At 55.0% G+C, this 19,604-nt stretch carries 21 protein-coding genes; 5 read left to right on the forward strand and 16 right to left on the reverse strand.

Going from position 1 to position 19,604, the window contains the following annotated elements:
• Positions 1-8: 8 nt before the first annotated feature.
• The 7 genes from KFJ24_RS14145 to KFJ24_RS14175 form a co-directional block, all read right to left on the reverse strand.
• Positions 9-1,235, reverse strand: coding sequence for an aspartate aminotransferase family protein (locus KFJ24_RS14145; RefSeq protein WP_250831731.1), 1,227 nt, complete (start codon positions 1,233-1,235; stop codon positions 9-11).
• A gap of 80 nt (positions 1,236-1,315) precedes the next feature.
• Positions 1,316-1,666 carry a RidA family protein gene (locus tag KFJ24_RS14150; protein ID WP_250831732.1) on the reverse strand — a complete coding sequence of 117 codons (351 nt, stop codon included), beginning with the start codon at positions 1,664-1,666 and terminating at the stop codon, positions 1,316-1,318.
• Between the two features lie 37 nt (positions 1,667-1,703).
• A complete protein-coding gene (locus tag KFJ24_RS14155) occupies positions 1,704-2,957 on the reverse strand; it encodes an NAD(P)/FAD-dependent oxidoreductase (protein ID WP_250831733.1) in 1,254 nt (417 codons plus the stop codon).
• 55 nt (positions 2,958-3,012) lie between these two features.
• Entirely contained in the window at positions 3,013-3,708 is a 696-nt protein-coding gene (locus KFJ24_RS14160) for an amino acid ABC transporter permease (protein ID WP_250831734.1), read from the reverse strand.
• 12 nt (positions 3,709-3,720) lie between these two features.
• A complete protein-coding gene (locus KFJ24_RS14165) occupies positions 3,721-4,407 on the reverse strand; it encodes an amino acid ABC transporter permease (RefSeq protein WP_250831735.1) in 687 nt (228 codons plus the stop codon).
• Positions 4,408-4,551: 144 nt separating this feature from the next.
• The gene (locus tag KFJ24_RS14170) at positions 4,552-5,346 is read right to left on the reverse strand and encodes a substrate-binding periplasmic protein (RefSeq protein WP_250831736.1); all 795 of its coding nucleotides are present in this window, start codon (positions 5,344-5,346) and stop codon (positions 4,552-4,554) included.
• Positions 5,347-5,444: 98 nt separating this feature from the next.
• The gene (locus tag KFJ24_RS14175; RefSeq protein ID WP_250832659.1) at positions 5,445-6,185 is read right to left on the reverse strand and encodes an amino acid ABC transporter ATP-binding protein; all 741 of its coding nucleotides are present in this window, start codon (positions 6,183-6,185) and stop codon (positions 5,445-5,447) included.
• Positions 6,186-6,432: 247 nt separating this feature from the next.
• On the opposite strand from KFJ24_RS14175, the gene KFJ24_RS14180 reads away from it, so the two are divergent.
• Both KFJ24_RS14180 and KFJ24_RS14185 read left to right on the forward strand, forming a co-directional pair.
• A complete protein-coding gene (locus tag KFJ24_RS14180) occupies positions 6,433-7,341 on the forward strand; it encodes a LysR family transcriptional regulator (RefSeq protein ID WP_250831737.1) in 909 nt (302 codons plus the stop codon).
• A gap of 277 nt (positions 7,342-7,618) precedes the next feature.
• Positions 7,619-7,900: a hypothetical protein gene (locus KFJ24_RS14185; RefSeq protein ID WP_250831738.1), complete on the forward strand. Its 282-nt coding sequence runs from the start codon at positions 7,619-7,621 to the stop codon at positions 7,898-7,900.
• A 6-nt stretch (positions 7,901-7,906) separates the two neighbouring features.
• On the opposite strand, the gene KFJ24_RS14190 is transcribed toward KFJ24_RS14185, so the two are convergent.
• The 8 genes from KFJ24_RS14190 to ftsY all read right to left on the reverse strand — a co-directional run bounded on the left by KFJ24_RS14190 (position 7,907) and on the right by ftsY (position 15,950).
• A complete protein-coding gene (locus KFJ24_RS14190; RefSeq protein ID WP_250831739.1) occupies positions 7,907-9,388 on the reverse strand; it encodes a HAMP domain-containing sensor histidine kinase in 1,482 nt (493 codons plus the stop codon).
• Positions 9,375-10,055 carry a winged helix-turn-helix domain-containing protein gene (locus KFJ24_RS14195; protein WP_250831740.1) on the reverse strand — a complete coding sequence of 227 codons (681 nt, stop codon included), beginning with the start codon at positions 10,053-10,055 and terminating at the stop codon, positions 9,375-9,377. Before KFJ24_RS14195 ends, KFJ24_RS14190 begins: the two co-directional genes overlap by 14 nt.
• A gap of 116 nt (positions 10,056-10,171) precedes the next feature.
• The gene (gene hyi / locus KFJ24_RS14200; protein WP_250831741.1) at positions 10,172-10,951 is read right to left on the reverse strand and encodes a hydroxypyruvate isomerase; all 780 of its coding nucleotides are present in this window, start codon (positions 10,949-10,951) and stop codon (positions 10,172-10,174) included.
• Positions 10,952-10,955: 4 nt separating this feature from the next.
• A complete protein-coding gene (locus KFJ24_RS14205; RefSeq protein ID WP_250831742.1) occupies positions 10,956-11,867 on the reverse strand; it encodes an NAD(P)-dependent oxidoreductase in 912 nt (303 codons plus the stop codon).
• A 131-nt stretch (positions 11,868-11,998) separates the two neighbouring features.
• Complete coding sequence (gene rpoH, locus KFJ24_RS14210; protein ID WP_250831743.1) at positions 11,999-12,859, reverse strand: RNA polymerase sigma factor RpoH; 861 nt, start codon at positions 12,857-12,859, stop codon at positions 11,999-12,001.
• A 193-nt stretch (positions 12,860-13,052) separates the two neighbouring features.
• Positions 13,053-14,057 (reverse strand): permease-like cell division protein FtsX, encoded by a 1,005-nt coding sequence (ftsX, locus tag KFJ24_RS14215; RefSeq protein WP_250831744.1) that lies wholly within the window; start codon positions 14,055-14,057, stop codon positions 13,053-13,055.
• The gene (gene ftsE / locus KFJ24_RS14220; protein ID WP_250831745.1) at positions 14,047-14,736 is read right to left on the reverse strand and encodes a cell division ATP-binding protein FtsE; all 690 of its coding nucleotides are present in this window, start codon (positions 14,734-14,736) and stop codon (positions 14,047-14,049) included. Before ftsE ends, ftsX begins: the two co-directional genes overlap by 11 nt.
• Positions 14,737-14,768: 32 nt before the next feature.
• Entirely contained in the window at positions 14,769-15,950 is a 1,182-nt protein-coding gene (ftsY, locus tag KFJ24_RS14225; protein WP_250831746.1) for a signal recognition particle-docking protein FtsY, read from the reverse strand.
• Between the two features lie 161 nt (positions 15,951-16,111).
• On the opposite strand from ftsY, the gene rsmD reads away from it, so the two are divergent.
• Entirely contained in the window at positions 16,112-16,783 is a 672-nt protein-coding gene (gene rsmD, locus KFJ24_RS14230; RefSeq protein WP_250831747.1) for a 16S rRNA (guanine(966)-N(2))-methyltransferase RsmD, read from the forward strand.
• A 67-nt stretch (positions 16,784-16,850) separates the two neighbouring features.
• Here rsmD and KFJ24_RS14235 read toward each other — a convergent pair whose 3' ends face one another.
• Positions 16,851-18,029: a DesA family fatty acid desaturase gene (locus KFJ24_RS14235; RefSeq protein ID WP_250831748.1), complete on the reverse strand. Its 1,179-nt coding sequence runs from the start codon at positions 18,027-18,029 to the stop codon at positions 16,851-16,853.
• Between the two features lie 230 nt (positions 18,030-18,259).
• Here KFJ24_RS14235 and mutM point away from each other — a divergent pair, with 230 nt between their 5' ends.
• Positions 18,260-19,072 (forward strand): bifunctional DNA-formamidopyrimidine glycosylase/DNA-(apurinic or apyrimidinic site) lyase, encoded by an 813-nt coding sequence (gene mutM, locus KFJ24_RS14240; RefSeq protein ID WP_250831749.1) that lies wholly within the window; start codon positions 18,260-18,262, stop codon positions 19,070-19,072.
• Positions 19,073-19,242: 170 nt separating this feature from the next.
• The gene (locus KFJ24_RS14245; protein ID WP_250831750.1) at positions 19,243-19,575 is read left to right on the forward strand and encodes a hypothetical protein; all 333 of its coding nucleotides are present in this window, start codon (positions 19,243-19,245) and stop codon (positions 19,573-19,575) included.
• Positions 19,576-19,604: the final 29 nt, after the last annotated feature.

Consider the following 19,604-nt stretch of genomic DNA (forward strand, 5'->3'; position numbering starts at 1 on the left):
CTGGCAACTTAGGCCCGATCCATGTTGGCAAGCTTGGTCTCGACCGCGGCCTGGAGCTTCTGCATAGCCTCACGGATGTCCTCATCCGGAATGTTCAGAGCCGGTGCCATGCGAAGCACGTTGGGCCCGGCCACCAAGATCAGCACGCCCTGCTCTCTGGCGGCCGCCAAAAACTCACCGGCCTTGCCGTGCCATTCGTCAATCAGCTCGGCACCGATCAGCAGACCCTTGCCCCGAACCTCTCGAAAAATGCCATGCCGGGCATTGATCTGCTCAAGCCCTTCTTCAAAGATCGCCCGCTTTCTGGCAACACCCTCCAGGATTTCCGGACGGCTTACCTCGTCAATGACGGCACTGGCAACCGCACAACCCAGCGGATTACCGCCATAGGTACTGCCGTGGGAGCCAATGCCGAAGCTTTGAGCTGCTTTTTCTGTGGTCAGCATCGCGCCAATCGGGAATCCGCCACCCAGGGCCTTGGCTGACGTGAGAATATCCGGGGTGACTTCGGTATCCATGTAGGCGTAAAGCTTGCCGGTCCGGCCAACACCGGTCTGGACCTCATCAAAGACCAGAAGTGCGTTGTGCTCGTCACACAGCTGCCTCACGCCTTTGACAAAGTCCGGGGCTGCCGGGATAACCCCGCCCTCGCCCTGGATCGGCTCCATAACCACGGCACAGGTCTTGTCGGAAATGGCGTCTTTCAGGGCCTGAAGATCGTTATATTCCAGGTGGGAAATGCCTTCCGGCACCGGCTGGAAGCCCTGACGGTACTTAAGCTGGCCACCCACGGATACGGTAAACAGCGTGCGTCCGTGGAAGGACTGGCGGAAAGAAATAATCTCATTCTTGTCTTCGCCATAAGTGTCGAACGCATACTTGCGAGCGAGCTTGAAGGCCGCTTCGTTGGCCTCGGCACCGGAGTTGCAAAAGAAGACCCGGTCCGCAAACGTCATATCCACCAGCTTGCTGGCCAGATTCAATGCCGGCTCGTTGGTAAATACATTACTCAAGTGCCAAAGATTGCCGGCCTGCTTTTCAAGAGCCGCTGTCAATGCCGGATGGCAGTGTCCAAGCACGTTCACTGCGATCCCGCCAGTAACGTCGATATACTCGTTGCCTTCCTGGTCCCACAACCGGCTGCCCTTTCCGCGAACCGGAACTATTGGCTGAGGGTTGTAGTTAGGAACCATGACGTCATTGAACAAGGCTCTGTTTACGTGTTCTCCGTTCATTTTTTCACTGACCTCTGCAAACTCGGTTTAACTCAGCTGCCACTTTCAGCACCACCAAGGAATCTCGGGCACGTCCCGGATCATGATGTGGCGGCAATGACTGAGATCTCCACCAACAACTCGGGGGACGCCATCTGGGCCTGCACACAGGCCCGTGCCGGAGCTTCCCCTTCAGGCACCCAGTTGTCCCAGATATCGTTCAAGGCCTTGAAATCCGCCATATCTGAGAGATAAATCGTCGCCGACAGGATCTTGCTCCGGTCTGAGCCAATACTCTCCAGAAGCTCGTCGACTTTCTCCAGCATCCCGGTTACCTGGGCATGAATGTCGCCGTTCTTGTCCTTGGCAACCTGGCCACACAGGTAAGCCGTGCCATTGTGCTTTACGATCCGGCTCATACGGCTGTTCGTGGAAATGCGTTCTATAGTCATTGATGTCACCTGAATTGAAAGTGGAATGGCGCTGAAGTCAGAACCGGGATACCGAATAGGGTTTCATGGCGATACTCGTTTCCTCTCCAGCCACTAACTGCGCTACCAGACGACCGGTAATGGCACCTGTGGTGATCCCTATCTGGCCATGGCCAAAGGCGTAGTAGACGTTTGGAAAACGTGAAGCGCGGTCAATAACGGGCAAAGTGTCGGGCATGAACGAGCGGTACCCCATCCATTCTTCACCCTCAATGCTTTTTAAAGATGGGAAGACGCGCTTGGCCTTCTCCGCAATGACTTTGGCCCGGTCAAAATTCGGCGAGCTATCCAGGCCGCCCATTTCGATCGTTCCGCCAATTCGAAGCCCGCCTTCCATCGGCGTGATAACAAAGCCGCCAGCGGCATAAGTCACCGGATGCTGCACATCAATACCGGCGTCAGTTACCGTGGTCGAGTAGCCCGCCAGTGCCTCTACTGGGACGGCATCCCCAAGCTCTTCAGCCAGTTTTCTTGACCAGGCACCCGCAGCAATAACAATGTGATCCGCCTGCACTTCTTCACCGCCATCAACACTGACAGCGCGGACCCGCTGGCCATCGGTATTCAAGTTCCGAACCTTACCGGTAATCGCCGCGCCGCCCTTGCGCATAAACAGGTCATACAAGGACCTGACCAGGCGTTCAGGATCCGAAAAGTAATACCAACCCTTCTTCTTTACCGCACAGGCAAAATCAGCGGCAATACTCGGCTCCAGCTCCTGGAGCTGACGGCCCGTCAGATGCTCATGGTCATAACCAAGCGCACGCTCCATCTCAAGATTGGGCAGATCATCCTGATATTCAGCCTCCGTTTCGTATACAACCAGCGTCTCGTATGGTTTGACGATGTCGGAGATACCAGCTTCCTCAAGCCAGGGCTGATAGGCGTCGCCAGCCTGCGCGGTCAGTGTCGCCAACGCCTCACCGATTTCCTGTATCCGGGAAGGCTTTGCCGCCATGAGAAAGCGAATGATCCATGGCATCAACTTCGGCAGATATCCGAGGCGGATGGACAGGGGACCTTTGGTATTAAGGAGCCAGCCCGGAACCTTCTTGAAGGTTCCGGGCTTTGAAAACGGCACGACAGAACCCACGGCCAACAGGCCACAGTTGCCTGACGATGCCTCCGCCGCAGGATATTTACTTTCTACCAGCGTTACGGCATACCCACGTTTTTGCAGTTCCAGAGCGGCACAAACACCAATGATACCGGCACCAATTACCACAACAGACTGCTGATTACTGGATGTCACTTCTGCGCTTCCTATCCCGAATTATGTAATGCGTTGAATTTCAAACGGTGCCAGTTCAGGCGAGTTCCTGGGGGCTGCCGGAGGTCTTCATCTTCCGTTCCGCCCAACTGGCGAACCGCAAAACCGGATAACAGTAGATAAAGTAAAGAACAGCGATTAAGCCGTAGATAAACATGGTGTCGCCCGGCATTCGCAGGATGGAGGTTTCGCCCTGACGGGTAAGTTCTGCGACCCCAATCACCGACAGCACAGCAGTACTCTTGATGACAATCACATAAATACTCGCCATGGGAGGCACGGTTAATTTAATGGCCTGGGGGACAATGACGTGATAGAGCGCCTGGGCCTTGGTCATGCCCACGGAGCGTGCGGCCTCTTCCTGTCCGGCCGGAATCGAATCGATGGCAGCCGCAACGATCGCAGTGACATAACTGGCCGTGTAAAGCGACAGAGAAACGATGGCAGCGGTGTAGCTGTCAAACTGAAGCCATGCAATGCCAAGTGATGGCAGCACAAAGTAAATGATATATATCTGAACCAGGTAAGGCGTGCCACGGAACAGGTGAACGTATATATTGATGACCAGTTTTAGTGATTTCGAATCAAGCGTTTTTATGATCCCGAGTATTGCCCCCAGGATGCTGCCTAACATAATAGCCACCGAAGAAACTTCGAATGTCTTCCACAGCCCATCCATCAAGAAGGGCGAGAGGCTGTTAATTATCTGCCATTTCTCAGAAAACCAATCCATAACTGTCTCCCTCTATTGAGCGCCGGCCAGATTTCCGCTTAGCTTTTTCTGAATAAATCCAGAAGCAACCAGCATCAATAGATAAATAATCAGATAACAAATCGCTGTTGTGACATAACTTTCGGTAGCAGATACAGTTTCTGAAAACATAAGCAAACCGGCGCCCATTAATTCGAAGACGGCGATAATACTGAGCAGCGACGTATCCTTTACAAGGATTACTGTTTGGCCTAGCAACGGCGAAATTAGTTTGGCGATTGCCTGTGGCAGAATAATGTAATAAAGAACCTGTGGCCGACTCATACCGACAGCCATTGCACCCTCGGTCTGAGTCCGTGGAACCGACATAATACCGGCTCGAATGATCTCGGCCATAAAGGGTGTGGTATGCAGGGTAAGTGCGATAACACCCGTCTGCATCTCATTAAAAAAGTTACCAATTAAATGAGGTAACCCGTAATAAATGAGATATATCTGAATAAGAAGTGGTGTTGCGCGAACAAACTGAATATATGCAGCTGCAGTACGCCAGATAACACCTACCGATGACATTCGCATCAATGCCAGGAATATGCCGAAAAATATCGATAGAACCAGACAAACCAGTGAGATCCATACCGTATTAATAATGCCGTCAATAAATATATCGGCATAGTCGGCAACAATTCGAAAATTAAATAATTCAGTAAGCCAGTACATTTGCTGCCTCTTAATACCTACATTAGCTCACAAGGCGTATTTGAAGCCCTACAGCGGAGACAAATGAAAGGAGAGTAAGATGGTGCGGAAGACCCGCGCGTTTATCACGCGAGCCTCCTTTGCTGTGCCAGGTCAGTCAGCAGATTAGTTGTGATCTGCCTGCCAATCGGTGCTGTTCCACCAGTAGTCCAGCATCGCTTCGTGGCGACCATCACTCTCAATCAATCTGAGGTAGTTGTTCAGTGCCAGCAACAGGTGGATCGAATCCGGGCGGACGGCGAAACCAAGCGGCTCTTTTTTGAGCGAGCCGATAATTTCCAGTTCATTGTTTTGTTTGAGGAAACCAGCCAGGGCTGCACGGTCGGATACACCCGCATCGACACGGCCACTCAGCAGAGACTGAACCACCTGAGGCGTACCTCCGGCATACGGCTTCAGGTCAGCCTCCGGCAGTTTTGCGCGGACCTGATCAGCATAGGACGAAGCCTGTGCTGCGCCGATCGAGTAATCCTCATTATTGAGGGTCTTCCAGGAATCGAAGCCTTTTTCTTTTTTCGCAAAGACCACGATCTCAGAATGAAACGCCGGATCTGTGAACAGCATTTTCATGTGCCGCTTCGCAGTCGGTGTCATGTCAGCGGCAATCATATCGACTTTGCCCGAGGTCAGCGCCGGGATCAGGCCTTTCCAGTCATAGTCTTTAATCACCAGCTCAACACCCATGTCATCGGCAAAGGTCTGTGCCAGTTCGATCGCGAGGCCGGTACGCTCGCCGTTTTTGTCAATAAAGCTGACAGGGGGGCCCTGTGTCTGCACAGCAATACGAAGCTCTCCGGTATTGCTGACTTTTTCCATGGTGCTTTCGGCACTGGCTACAGAGCTCATGGCTCCCAGGCATATAGCCATTACGGCCACGAACATACGCTTAACAGTAAGCATCTGATCTCTCCTCCACTTTTTGCTTTTTTTTAATAGGGCTCGAATCAAAGAGCCCCTGAAAGGCGCGCTGCCACCGTTAAAGCGGTGATACAGCGGGCTTAAATGATCTGTTCCAGAAATTTCTGGGCCCGAGTGCTCTTGGGGGCATCGAAAAAACTGTCCGGAGATCCTTCCTCAACGATTTCGCCGCCATCCATAAAAATAACGCGGTCTGCGACTTCCCTGGCAAAACCCATTTCGTGAGTCACAACAGCCATCGTCATGCCATCCCGGGCAAGGTCCTTCATCAGGTTGAGAACACCGCTAACTGTCTCGGGATCCAGTGCTGATGTCGCTTCATCAAACAGCATCATCTTCGGGTTCATCGCAAGTGCGCGGGCTATAGCAACCCTCTGTTGCTGGCCACCCGAGAGTTGTCTGGGGTAGTTGTTTTCCCTGTCCGGAATTCCCACTTTATCGAGCAGCTTGCGGGCAACCTCCTGCGCCTCACTCTTGTCCCTTTTTAGAACCACCACTTGCGGCAGGACAATGTTTTCGAGGCAGGTTTTGTTCTCGAAAAGATTGAAATGCTGAAACACCATGCCCACTTCCGTCCGAAGCGTATTCATGCAGGTTTTCCGGTCAGAAAGTTCAGCACCATCAATACTGATACTGCCCTCGTCGATACCTTCCAGGCCATTCAGAGTCCTCAGCAAGGTACTTTTACCGGAACCACTCGGCCCGATAATGACAACGACTTCGCCCCGCTTGATTTCGTTACTGACGTTATTGAGCGCAAGCACCGAAGTCTTGCCACCATCAATACTGAAACGCCTCGACACCTTGTCGATCACGACCATGGATTCGCCGGTGCCCGTTGACCCGTCCTTTCCAGTTTCATTTAAAGATGTCATGCAGTTCTCTCCAACAAATCCGGTCTCTACGACGGGTACACAATAGAAAAAAGGGCGGAGGGGTTACTTTGCAATGAACGCCTGTCGCTGTGTTTTAACACCGTCTTTTTATAAGTAGTTTCAACCATAGCAACGGGGTTGCTATAATCCTAATGAAACTATATTTACAACTATTAACCTATGGTTATGACCTATGAATGTCAAACAGCTGCGACTTTTCCATGAAGTGCTGAGTACCGGGAAAATGTCGAGGGCGGCAGAGCGCTTGAACTTCAGCCAGCCAGCCGCCAGCAAAATGCTGGGGAACCTCGAAGAGAAAGTGGGCTATCGGCTCTTCTTCAGGCAAAACGGACAATTGAATCCAACCCCTGAAGCGCTGTACCTGCACGAAGAGGTTATGACGATCCTGAGAAGTCTTAAGCGATTGGAAGACAGCTTTGAAAGGGCGAAATACGGCCAGCTGGGCCGACTCAATATTGCATCGATTCTTGGACCCAGCTACAGCTTTTTACCGGGAATTTTCGACGCTTATGCCGGAGATAACTCACAGTTGAAGCTTAACCTGCAGGTTCACAACTCCCGGACAATTCGCGACTCTGTGGCATCCGGGCAGTTCGAACTTGGCCTGGTGGATAAAAGTGCACCATCATCCAGTTATAACTCTGAAGTGTTCGACCTTCCCTGCTTTTGCGCCCTGCATAAGAACCACCCAGCAGCAGATAACGAGGTGTTATCACCGGAGCTGCTGGACGGGGAGGTCTGGATAACGCTTGATCCCGAGCATATAACCTACCAGCTACTCAGCAACCACTATCTGGCCGCAGGCGCAAAATTTATCCCGAAAATCGAGGTAAATGCGACGTTACACTCCCTGCCATTCGTACAGCAGATGCGCGGAATTGCTTTGGTGGACGTGGTGAACCTTTATCACTTCACCAATGTTTATCCCATGGACCAGATCGTGTTCCGGCGGTTTGCTCCAGCTATTGTGGAACCTCTGGAACTTATCAGCATCAACAGTCGGCCACTGTCCAAACCTGCAGCCGAGCTGAAATCAATCCTGACCAACGAACTGGAGGAGCTTTGCCGGACCTATGGCTGACACCGGAGGCGAGTTAGCAAAATAAAAAAACCCCGTAAAAACGGGGTTAAGGCTAGCGCTGTGCTGGAGGGAGAAGTAAGTGGCATTCGCCGCTTAACTTCTTTCTACAGTTTCCATTATGCATATCCAGGATTACACCTGAGTGTCCGATGGATTACCTTTTTGACAGGCTTTCACAGTGAGGTGTTTCATCATAATTAGGTTGCACACTCTAGTGCCGGGCGCTAATTTCACGGGATAATCTTTCTTAACGTTTTCCAGTCACGGAGATTGCGACATGAACACTCAGAAACTGCTGAACATGGCCCTCGGCGGCGTTGACTCGCTGGGATTTCGGCTTGACCAGCTGGGGATTACCGGAAAGGTTAACCGTCATAACATCGCGGCTTTTCTGATGGCCGAACAATGGCACCTTGAAGGCGAATGGGACAGCATTCAGGCCAGGGTGGATCGTCGGCGCTCACAGTTCGAGCAGATTACTCACTTCGTCGAAACCCGGGCGGACGCGGTATTGGGCCCGGTGTTAAAGCGCGTAAACCGGTTCCGCACCGGCCAGTAAAGAATGTCAGGCACCGCTGGTTTCAGTCGGATTAAGGGTCTCCTCTCCGACAGAATCAGCGGGTAACCCGGTCTGTGCGGCCTTGATCCGTTTGCGTACGCCCGTGAATTCCGGCATACGAATCGCTACCGTTAGTCCCGGCGGGTTCTCACCCGGATAGGTATCACTAAGAACGATCCGCCCCTGATGTATCTCGGCTACCGCACTGACCAAACTCAGGCCCAATCCATTGCCCGGCAATGAACGGCTCTTTCCGACTCGATAAAAGCGCTGGAAGACTTGATCTTTCTCTTCGTCGGGAATCCCGATACCGCTGTCACGCACCTCGAAGATTGCTTCCGCATCTTCCTTCCGCACGGATACGCCGATAACACCATGCTCCGGCGTATATTTGATAGCGTTATCGATCAGGTTGCTGACCATCTGGAACAGCAGGTCCCGGTCGCCTTCAATCATCACTCCGTTTTCCAGCCCCTGCTCGAACTGCTGCTCCTTGTCTTCCGCAAGGGCCTCATACAACTCACAGGCATCGGTGACCAGCTCGTCCAGAGAGACCGGCTTCATGTCTGCCGTGTTACCACGGGTTTCCAGACGGGCAATGCGCAGCAGGGCGTTAAATGTAGCCAGCAGCTGGTCGGCCTCGGCGACGGCGCGACCTGCCTGTTCCCGGGCCTCATCGTTATCCACTGACATCAGGGTGTTTTCCAGCTGGTTCCTCAGCCTGGTCAACGGCGTTCTCAGGTCATGGGCAATGCTATCGGAGACATGACGGATGCCTTCCATCAGGTACACAATTCGGTCCAGCATCTGATTGAGGTTTTCCGCCAGCTGGTCGAAATCATCATCGGTCCCCCGGGTGGGGATTCGCAGGGACAGGTGGCCATTCATGATGCGGCGGGAGGTGTTGTTGATCACCTCAATACGCTTGGTTGTACTCCGGCTCATGAGGAAGCCGCCCAACAAGGCCAGCGCCAGGGTGATGCCCATCCCCCAGTTGATTGCGGTTTCGATCACCCGCTTGAGATTGGTCAGTTCATCAACGTCCCGGCCTACCAATAACCGCAGACCACCCTGCACCTCGAAGATGCGGGCTCGGGCCAGGCGCCGTGGCCCGGACCAACCCACCGATTCATCGAGAGTGAAGTTGATCCAGCCACTGTCGGACCGGCTACCCTCCGGCCAGGACTCTATATTGCCAGCAAGCTTGAGGAAATCATCGGTGGCTAGCAGATAGATGGACTTGGCATTGGGGTCGCGAGCGACCCGCTCACGGATAATGGTAATAAGGCCGTTCACACCTCGGCCCCGATACTGCTCCGCCAGGCCGGCGATTTCCGCTTCAATGGTTTCGTCGGTCTGGGCGGCCATAAAGCCCGCCGTGCGCCAGTAGATAAAGGCCAGCAACAAAAACACCGAAGTGGCAAACACCACCATGTACAGCAGTGCAAGCTGAAACGACGAGGTCCTGAGCTGGCTAAGCAGTTTCACGTAACATGTATCCTGCACCCCTTATGGTTTGCAGCAGGGGTGTATCGAATTCCTTGTCGATTTTTGCGCGCAGGCGGCTGATGTGCACGTCAATCACGTTGGTCTGGGGATCGAAATGATAGTCCCATACTTTTTCCAGCAGCATGGTCCGGGTCACCACCTGGCCCGCATTGCGCATAAGATATTCCAGCAACCGGAACTCCCGCGGCTGCACATCAATGCTTTGTCCTGCACGTTTGACGGTCCGGGCCAGCAAGTCCATCTCCAGATCCGCGACCCGCAGCACGGTTTCCGTTTCCGCAGCCTGGCGATTGCGACGAACCAGAGATTCGATGCGTGCCAACAGTTCCGTAAATGAAAAAGGCTTGGTCAGGTAGTCGTCACCACCACCGCGCAGGCCTTCAACTCGGTCATCAACATCACCCAGGGCACTCAGAATGAGGACAGGTACCTGATTGCCGGTAGCTCGGACCGTCTTGATGATCGACAGGCCATCCATCCCCGGCAACATGCGATCCACAATCATGATGTCGTAGTCTTCACTGGCTGCCATCATCATGCCTTCCTTTCCATCGGCAGCATGATCCACCACGAAGTCGGATTCCTTCAGCCCTTTGACCAGGTAATTGGCTACGTCCTGATCGTCTTCGATTACCAGTGCTTTCACCGGCGTTCCTCCCGATAGCGGATTACATTAACGACTTACCTTGAGCACAAGGGTACGAAGAAGTCTCAAAGCCGGCCAGTTACGATCTTGTAAGAGGGTGTCGCCTATGGCGACGGTCAGATCCCGCCGGTAAACCATCCAAGGGAGCTGCCAGTTTCTCCCGAGGGCCGGTATTCCGCGCTTACCCAGCCCTCGTAGTCCATCCGGTCGATCGCCGCAAAAACATTCGAAAAGTTAATCTCTCCGGTTCCTGGCTCATGGCGCCCGGGATTATCGGCAAACTGGATATGCCCGATCCACGGTAACAGGCACTCCATCGAGCGGATAAGATCTCCTTCCATGATCTGCATGTGGTACAGGTCATATTGCAGCCGCACGTTGCCAGCATCCAGCTCTTCAATCACGGCCAGTACCTTACCAGAGGTGTCCAGCACAAAACCCGGCATGTCCACCCGGGAATTGATCGCTTCCAGGCACAGTGTGATGCCCTCCGCTGCGAGCTTCTCGGCGGCATAGGCCAGGTTGGCCACCAGGGTCTGCCAGGCCTCGCCTTCATCCAGGGTCGCCGGTTTCAGGCCCGCAAGACAGTTGAGCTGTTTACAATCCAGTGCCCTTGCGTAGTCAATGGCTTCGTCAACGCCGGCACGAAACTCCTCAACGCGATCGGGCAAACAGGCAATACCGCGTTCGCCAGCATTCCAATCGCCCGGAGGCAGGTTGAACAGCACCTGAGTAAGGTTGTTGTCCTTGAGTATCCGCCTTAACAGATCCTTTGGATAGGCGTAGGGAAACAGATATTCGACACCTTCGAATCCGGCAGCCCGGGCCCTGGCAAAGCGCTCGGTGAAATCGACCTCGGTGAAAAGCATAGAGAGATTGGCAGCGAAGCGTGGCATGGCCTTACTCCTTGGGGCTACGGCCAAGAGAACCGAGAAGCGATCCGTTCAGATGCTCCAGCTCCAGCAGTAAGCCGCTGTGGTCTACGTCACTGTGGCCGTTGGCCACCAGCGACAGGTATTCGTTATGGGTCTGCTGCGCAAGCGGCAGAGTAAGTCCCTCGGCCCGAGCCTCGTCCAGGATCATCCGCATATCCTTGAGCTGGATACGCGCCGGCGCACCGGGAGCAAAATCCCGGTCAATCATTCGCTGTCCGTGCAATTCCAGGATCCGGCTGCTGGCAAAACCTCCCAGCAGGGCCTCCCGGACAGCTGCCGGATCGGCGCCCCCCTTGGCCGCCAGCAGGAGCGCTTCGGAAACGGCACCGATCGTTATACCCACGATTGCCTGATTGGCGAGCTTGGCCAGCTGGCCGGCGCCAACCGGTCCAATTCTCGTGCACTTGCCCAACACTTCAAATACCGCAGCGGCGCGGGCAACATCTTCCTCTGAACCCCCAGCCATAATACTCAGGCGTGCTTCTGCGGCCCCCACAGTGCCGCCAGAGACGGGTGCGTCTACGTAGCCCGCGCCTTTCTCGGCCGCCAGCCCGGCATGGTGCCGGGCAACCGAGGGCTGAACAGAGCTCATATCAACCACCAACGCACCGGGCTTGAGGGCATCCAGGCCTCCCTGAGTTACCAGAACCTGATGCACTACGTCGCTGTTCTCCAGCATGACGATCACCACATCCGCCTCGCGAACTGCATCAGCCGGAGACTCCGCTATGTCCGCTTCACCGGCAAAGGGAGCGCATTTGCCGGCCGTGCGGTTCCACAACGTCATCGGAAAGCCTGCGTTCAATAGGTTTCGTGTCATTGGAGCACCCATCAGGCCAATACCCAGGAAAGCGATATGCGGTCGTTCTGCGGTCATAACCGGGAGTCTCTTGTTATCATCTGAAGTGTTGTCGGTTAGCACCGATTATACAAACAAAAACGCCACCAACCGGAGCGGTGGTGGCGTTTTCACGAGTCAGCTTCTGGGAGGGCTGGTCGGGGCCGGATTCAGGCAGTTTCCACCATCTGATTCCGGATTTTCTTCATCGCATTCTTCTCAAGCTGGCGAATCCGTTCGGCGGACACCCCGTACCTGTCTGCCAATTCGTGCAGCGTGGACTTGCTACCCGAAAGCCAGCGCTCACGCAAAATATCCTGGCTGCGTTCATCCAGATTGCCCAACGCATCCATCAGGCGACCGTTGGAATCCTGGGTCCAGTCAGAATTTTCCAGCTGGGTCGCAGGATCACTACGATTATCTTCAAGGTAATGGGCCGGGGCCTTGTAGACGCTATCGTCATCATCGTCCATCGGTCCATCATACGCCGTATCCTGGGATGCAAGCCGACCTTCCATCTCACGCACAACCCGGGGCTCTACACCCAGATCGGCAGCCACGGCGTTCAGTTCATCATGACTCAACCAGGCCAGCCTCTTCTTCTGGCTACGCAGGTTGAAGAACAGCTTACGCTGAGCCTTGGTCGTGGCCACTTTTACGATGCGCCAGTTGCGCAGAATAAACTCGTGAATCTCCGCCTTGATCCAGTGCACAGCGAAAGACACCAGACGGACACCGTATTCCGGATTGAACCGTTTGACCGCTTTCATCAGGCCAACGTTGCCTTCCTGAATCAAGTCCGCCTGAGCCAGTCCATAGCCGGAATAGCTGCGAGCAATATGAATCACAAAGCGCAGGTGCGACATAACCAGTTGACGTGCCGCTTCGACATCGTCTTTATAGTAAAGCTGCGCTGCGAGTTCGCGTTCCTGATCCACCGTCAATACCGGTATACGGCCCGCAGCCTGTATGTAGGACTCAAGGTTTGCACCCGGAACCAGTCTGTCAACCAGCTGTAAACTCGTACCCATGCTTTTACCTCCGAACCTGACGGCCGTTAAATATACCAATTCATGATTAGACCGCCAAGAACCTTAAAAGTTCCCGAATCTTCCAGTAAAATGTTGAAAATCAACTATCTGGAATATTCGCTGTGGCTTAGACTAAATTCGAAACTACGCCAGTTAAGGACGTACTTACAATACGGTTTTCCCGAAATTCGGATCATCCGCCGGCGATTTCACCCGGCTCTATATCATCCAGATGCCGCTTTACCGCTACCCAAGCGCCTAGCCAGCCTAGCAGCATGGCGACAATAATCAATGCAAAGGCGCCATCGATACTGAGTCCACTCAGTGAAAAATCACTGCGATACAACCCCGCCAGCCGCTCAATCGGGCCACTCAGCCACCAGAGCGACAACTGCAATAACAGCCATGCGACAACACCACCACCCAGGCCGAACCAGGCCCCCGTGTAGAGAAAGGGTCTCCGCACAAAGGCATCGGTGCCACCCACTAACTTGGCCACCAGAATCTCGTCCCGGCGATTCTCGATTGCCAGTCGCACGGTATTGCCAATGACCAGCACGACTGCTGCTGCCAGCAGAACAGAGAGAGCCCATACCGCCCGAGCGAGCAAATCAGTCATGGTGTTTAACCGCTTCAGCCAGCCCAGATCCACCTGCACCCGCTCTACGCCATCCATCGCCTGAATAAAACTTACCAGTCCCTCTACGCCTGCCTCGGAGCGGGCACTTTCTTCCGGTGTAATCAGCAACGTATGCGGTAGCGGATTCTCTTCAAGATAATCCAGTGCGTCCTCAAGGCCCGAAGAGGCACGAAACTCTGCGAGTGCGTCGTCACGCTCCACCAGCTCAATCTCAGCAACCCGGCCATCAGCATCAACTTCCTCAGCCAGGGCCTTTGCGTTTTCCAGGGGCACATCCATCTGCAGATAAGCGGTCAGGCGGGCACTGTTTTCCCAGCCGGAACTTACGCCCTCAAGGCTGGTAAGCAGCAGCAACAGCGCAACTGGCAAAGCCAGGGCAACCCCCATTACGGTCCAGGTCATCAGACTGGCCACCGGCGTGCGCCAGAGCCGATCGGCACTGTCCCGGGCCACTTTACGGTGGTGATTCAGATAGCTCTCTACCTGCTGTCGCCAGGGCGCACGAGACGTTTTGGCTCCACGGGCGGATTCAGGCTTACGACGTGAGTCAGTGGCCACTCACACCTCCCACCAGCGGCGTACCACCGGCAATGAGCCGTCCATGATCCAGCGACAGGGTGCGGCGCCCAATCTCATTGATCAGCGCAATATCGTGAGTGGCGATCAGCACGGTCACACCTACCTGACTAAACTGGCCAAACAGGTTCATGATGTTCGCCGAAAGCTCCGGATCCAGGTTACCTGTGGGCTCATCCGCGAGCAGCACCGGAGGCTTGTTGACCACAGCACGGGCAATACCCACCCTCTGCTGCTCCCCGCCGGAGAGCTGCATGGGATTCATCTTTTCCTTGCTGAGCAAACCCACCTTGTCCAGAGCCGCGCGTACCCGGCGGCCGGCATCCTTCGGTGAAGCTCCCATTACCTCAAGAGGCATGGCAACGTTGTCGTAGACTGTGCGGTCAAACAGTAGCTGGTGGTTCTGGAACACCACACCAATGTGACGACGAATATAGGGAATCTGACGTCGGGGCAAGCGGTTCAATACCTGCCCACCGACGATGACGTCGCCGGCGGTGGGCCGCTCCATCATCATGACGAGTTTCAGCAACGTACTTTTGCCCGCACCGGAATGACCAGTGAGGAACGCCAGCTCACCCCGGTCCAGCCCGAAATTTACCTGGCGCAGGGCGGTGTGATCACTGTCGTATCGTTTGGTGACCTGACGAAACTCAATCATGGGCGGCTACAAGCTCCGATAAAGCCGGATTATCAGTCAAACAGCGCATGCACAAAGGTTTCAGCGTCAAAGCTGCGCAAGTCATCCACTTGCTCGCCGACGCCGATATAGCGGATCGGAAGCTGCAACTGACGGGCAATGGCAAACACAATACCGCCTTTTGCGGTGCCGTCCAGTTTCGTGAGCGTAATACCCGTCACACCCACCGCCTGCTGGAACACCTGGGCCTGACTGAGAGCGTTCTGGCCGGTGCCGGCATCCAGTACCAGCATCACTTCATGGGGCGCCGTCTCGTCCAGCTTCTTCATCACCCGGACAACCTTTTCGAGCTCGCTCATCAGGTTGTCCTTGTTCTGCAGTCGACCGGCGGTATCGGCAATAACCACATCAACACCGCGGGACTTGCCCGACTGGATGGCATCAAAGATCACCGAGGCACTGTCCGCACCGGTTTGCTGGGCCACCACAGGCACATCATTACGCTCACCCCAGACCTGTAATTGCTCAACGGCGGCAGCACGGAAGGTGTCACCCGCTGCCAGCATCACCGATTTGCCTTCGTTCTGGAACTTCTTGGTGAGCTTGCCAATGGTGGTGGTCTTGCCGACACCGTTCACACCGACCATCAGAATGACATAAGGCTGCTTGCCGGCATCAATCGCCAGAGGCTTGGTAACGTCTTTCAGCAAACCATGGAGTTCGTCGCGAAGAGCCGTGCGCAGGGCTTCACCATCTTTGAGCTGATTACGCTCGAGCTTGTCGGTGAGAGATTCGATAATCTCGGAAGTCGCGGTCACACCTACGTCTGCCATCAGCAGTGTGGTTTCGATTTCCTCTAACAGCTCTTCATCAATCTTTTTGCCTACAGAGAACAGATCCGCCATGCCACCAGTCAGGCTCGCACGGGTCTTGCCAAGTCCCTGCTTGATACGCTCGAAGACACCGAGCTGGGGTTCCGGTTCCTTTTCAGGCTCTGGCTCTGGCGCCGGGGCAGGCCTGGCTTCAGGTTCAGCAGGTGCTTCAGCCTCCGCAGGGCTGGGCTCGGGAGCTGTCTTCTCTGTCGGCTCGGCGGGTGCCGGGCCTCTCGCAACCTCCGGCTTGCGCTGGGGGACCGGTTTCGGTCGCGGGGCACGGCTGCGATTGCCGGCAATATCCAGAACAAATACAAGCACAAGAAGGGCCAGAAGGCCGATTGAAATCCACTCTGCCGTCATAAAGTCATACCATCAGTCTGAATGGGCGGGACAAATAGAGCCGACATTCTAGCAGACTGTACCGGTGAAGTGAGGGCCGCATTGATTATCACGCCGGGCCCGGTTTCCGCTAACATGCTGACCGAGAGTACTGAACTGAACACGCTTCTGGAGCTGGATACATGGCGCGCAGAAAACCCGCAGGCCGGGGCCCTTCAAACAAGTCTTCACGCGGAACCGGACCCGCACCGGGCCACAGCGAAAGCAGCAGTGGCGAACTACGAATCATCGGTGGTGACTGGCGCAGTCGGAAACTCCGCTTCCCTGGTGCCGGCGGCGTGAGGCCAACCCCTGCCCGCACCCGTGAAACCCTGTTCAACTGGCTCTCATTTCACCTCGCCGGCCGCGATTGCCTTGACCTGTTCGCAGGTTCCGGCGCCCTTGGTCTTGAGGCACTCTCCCGAGGCGCAGCCAACGTCACCCTGGTGGACCACACTCCTGAGCTTGCCCGGGCACTCAGGGAAAACCTGCGATTGCTGAAATCGGACAACGGCGATGTTGTCTGCGCCGGGGTGGACTCATACCTCGGCCACCGCACCCGCGCCCCTTTCGATATCGTGTTCATGGACCCACCCTTCCGACAGGGGTGGCTGGAACGGCTTTTCAGGCTGCTCGACGAGCAGGAGTGGATCAACCCCCGCGGCTGGGTATACGTGGAGCATGAAAGCGAACTCACAACGCCGGTCCCGCCTGCCAGCTGGCAACTGCACCGACAGAAAACCGCAGGGCAGGTGACCTACTGCCTGTTTCGGGTTCAGGCGGACGAACAGGATGCCAACGCGCCAGCGACCTGAAGCGAATAAACGCCCACAAAAAACCCCGCCGTAGCGGGGTTTTTCACGTCAGACTACGGACAACCGATCAGGTCGCCGGGCGCAGTGAGTAGGCTCGCAAATGGGCAGCAAACTCTTCCAGGTAGCGGATGCCACTTGTTTCCGCCTCTTTGCACCACGCCATCAACGCATTCAGTTTGTCCTGAGGCTTCAGCCCGCGCTGACGCCACAGAGCCTGCAGCTCATGACTCTTGTCGTAGATCTGACGCAGAATTGCATTGCGTTCCAGAACGGACTCGAGCGTCTCTTTTTCCTTCGGCTGAATCAGTGAAACCTCACGGGACAGCAACTGCTTCAGCTTTCGGTAGCGGGGACGAATCTCGTCATCCATCAGAGTTTTCTGCTGGCGCAGTACCGGCTCCATGACCCGCTTGCGATACTGGCGCATGATGTCGAAACGGTTATTGGCAATCGCCTGAACGGTTTCCACATCAACATCCTGCTTGCCCGGCACATAATGAGCAATCGGACGAAAGCCCTTGGGCTTGGCCAGACCGAATAGCTGGAACAGGCGAATGTAACCCCAGCCTATATCCACTTCGTACCAACGCCGGGAAAGCTTGGACGAGTTCGGATAAGTGTGGTGGTTATTGTGCAGCTCTTCACCGCCAATAAGGATACCGAGTGGCGAAATGTTGCGAGCGTTATCCGCACACTCGAAGTTACGGTAACCAAACCAATGACCGATCCCGTTAACCACCCCAGCGGCCCATACCGGAATCCACATCATCTGAACGGCCCATATCCAGATACCGTGAACACCAAACAGCGCCAGATTAATGACCGCCATAAGAGTAACACCCAGCATTTTGTAGCGGGTATAAACATTGCGCTCTATCCAGTCCTCCGGGGTGCGCTGGCCATAACGCTCAAGGGTTTCCGGCGTCGCGGCACTCTCATATAGCTCAGCGCCTTCCAGCAATACCTTCCTGATGCCGAGCACAACCGGACTATGGGGGTCTTCCGCGGTTTCGCACTTGGCGTGATGCTTACGGTGGATAGCCGTCCACTCTTTCGTATTCTGGCCGGTGCTCAGCCATAGCCAGAACCGGAAGAAGTGCTTGAGAAGCGGATGCAGATCCAGAGAGTTATGAGCCGAGTGGCGATGAAGATAAAGCGTTACACTGACAATGGTGATGTGGGTCATGCCCAGCGCAACCAGAATCAGCTGCATCACCGAAAGGTCAAGAAGACCGTTAAACCACATAAGAATTCCTCAAATCAATTCAGCGATTTGCAGCCACTCGAAACGCAAGACAAAGGAAAAATGCTCAAACTTTCGAAGGGGAACAAACCAACATAAACACTTTAGCGTACAGATGTTCGCTGCAACAACTGCATTTGGAAGCAATTTTGTTACTGATTACACTTATCGGCTCATAATCAGGCCCGACAGGCCTATGCAATTGCGATCACTCGTCGCCCGGAGACCCCTGCGTGCCAGAATTACCCGAAGTCGAAACCACCCGCCGTGGCATCGCGCCTCATTGCGAGGGGCAAACCATCTCCCGGGTAACCGTCCGCAACGGCAATCTGCGCTGGCCTGTGCCGGAAGACCTCGCACAGAGGCTGGAAGGTCAGATCATCCGAAGTGTAGACCGGCGAGCCAAGTATTTGTTCCTGAACCTCGACGAAGGGAGCGTGATCGTCCATCTCGGCATGTCCGGCAGTCTTCGGGTCATCACCGACAATACACCTCCCCTCACCCATGACCACATCGAACTGGCCCTGGCAACCGGCGCGACCCTGCGCTTCAATGACCCGCGCAGGTTTGGCTGCTGGCTCTGGTCCGACTCGGCGCCGTCACACCCGCTCATTACCAACCTTGGCCCGGAGCCACTGTCAGCTGACTTCAACGGACCAATGCTATTCCGGCTGTCCCGCAGCAAACAAACACCGGTGAAATCTTTCATTATGGACAGCCATGTTGTGGTGGGTGTGGGCAACATCTACGCCAACGAAGCCCTGTTCAAGGCGGGCATTCACCCGAAACGCAAAGCTGGCCGCATCAGCCTTGACCGGTATCATCGGCTTGCTGAAGCCATCCGCGAAACCCTGAGTGCCGCGATTCTGATGGGCGGGACCACGTTACGGGATTTCGTCAACAGTGACGGCAAACCGGGCTACTTTGCCCAGTCCCTGCTGGTGTATGGGCGCACCGGCGAGCCTTGCAAAGAGTGCGGCGCGCCGCTGAAAGAAATCCGCATGAATAATCGTTCCACCGTCTACTGTCCCCGGTGCCAGCGGTAGAGCCTCCCGGAAATGCACATTTTGAAACGAAAAATCGTTTGAAAATGCGCAAATATGATTCATAGTTAACAGAGGAATGATGCTTTTCGTTTATAATAAGAAGGCATATTGAGCGCTCAAACCGGCGCGGTCGGAACAATAAAGGGCCGATAAGTTCAGGAGACAGTAAAATGACCCGCAAGATTTCCCGCACACTGATGGCAACATTGACCGCCTGCCTGCTGGCGTTCTCGTCCATCGGGCACGCGAAGACAGTTGAGGAAAGCCCCACGGCGCTGGCCATGACAGGGGATGCCATTTTTGCACGCCCGGTCCTGCTGGCTACCACCATCATTGGCAGCGCAGTATACCTTGTATCCCTGCCCTTCTCCCTGCTTGGCGGCAACGCCGATGAAGCGGCCGAAGTACTGGTGATGGGGCCGGCCAAAGCCACATTTGTGCGCTGCCTGGGCTGTACCCGCACCGGTCGCAAACCTGAAACGGTAGAACAGACGGGCAACTGATCCCAAAAGATCCGTATTATCCCGGCTTG

Origin of the sequence: Marinobacter sediminum (genome assembly GCF_023657445.1) — a bacterium.
In the GTDB taxonomy this organism is placed as follows: domain Bacteria; phylum Pseudomonadota; class Gammaproteobacteria; order Pseudomonadales; family Oleiphilaceae; genus Marinobacter; species Marinobacter sediminum_A.

What these genes read in the sequence shown, in the direction of transcription:
- hyi (WP_250831741.1), bottom strand. Translation starts at nt 10,951, where the DNA reads ATGCCACGCTTCGCTGCCAATCTCTCTATGCTTTTCACCGAGGTCGAT.
- rpoH (WP_250831743.1), bottom strand. Translation starts at nt 12,859, where the DNA reads ATGGGTACGAGTTTACAGCTGGTTGACAGACTGGTTCCGGGTGCAAAC.
- KFJ24_RS14150 (WP_250831732.1), bottom strand. Translation starts at nt 1,666, where the DNA reads ATGACTATAGAACGCATTTCCACGAACAGCCGTATGAGCCGGATCGTA.
- KFJ24_RS14245 (WP_250831750.1), top strand. Translation starts at nt 19,243, where the DNA reads ATGACCCGCAAGATTTCCCGCACACTGATGGCAACATTGACCGCCTGC.
- KFJ24_RS14185 (WP_250831738.1), top strand. Translation starts at nt 7,619, where the DNA reads ATGAACACTCAGAAACTGCTGAACATGGCCCTCGGCGGCGTTGACTCG.
- KFJ24_RS14160 (WP_250831734.1), bottom strand. Translation starts at nt 3,708, where the DNA reads ATGGATTGGTTTTCTGAGAAATGGCAGATAATTAACAGCCTCTCGCCC.
- ftsY (WP_250831746.1), bottom strand. Translation starts at nt 15,950, where the DNA reads ATGACGGCAGAGTGGATTTCAATCGGCCTTCTGGCCCTTCTTGTGCTT.
- KFJ24_RS14180 (WP_250831737.1), top strand. Translation starts at nt 6,433, where the DNA reads ATGAATGTCAAACAGCTGCGACTTTTCCATGAAGTGCTGAGTACCGGG.
- rsmD (WP_250831747.1), top strand. Translation starts at nt 16,112, where the DNA reads ATGGCGCGCAGAAAACCCGCAGGCCGGGGCCCTTCAAACAAGTCTTCA.
- KFJ24_RS14235 (WP_250831748.1), bottom strand. Translation starts at nt 18,029, where the DNA reads ATGTGGTTTAACGGTCTTCTTGACCTTTCGGTGATGCAGCTGATTCTG.
- KFJ24_RS14145 (WP_250831731.1), bottom strand. Translation starts at nt 1,235, where the DNA reads ATGAACGGAGAACACGTAAACAGAGCCTTGTTCAATGACGTCATGGTT.
- KFJ24_RS14165 (WP_250831735.1), bottom strand. Translation starts at nt 4,407, where the DNA reads ATGTACTGGCTTACTGAATTATTTAATTTTCGAATTGTTGCCGACTAT.
- KFJ24_RS14175 (WP_250832659.1), bottom strand. Translation starts at nt 6,185, where the DNA reads ATGGTCGTGATCGACAAGGTGTCGAGGCGTTTCAGTATTGATGGTGGC.
- KFJ24_RS14170 (WP_250831736.1), bottom strand. Translation starts at nt 5,346, where the DNA reads ATGCTTACTGTTAAGCGTATGTTCGTGGCCGTAATGGCTATATGCCTG.
- ftsE (WP_250831745.1), bottom strand. Translation starts at nt 14,736, where the DNA reads ATGATTGAGTTTCGTCAGGTCACCAAACGATACGACAGTGATCACACC.
- KFJ24_RS14205 (WP_250831742.1), bottom strand. Translation starts at nt 11,867, where the DNA reads ATGACCGCAGAACGACCGCATATCGCTTTCCTGGGTATTGGCCTGATG.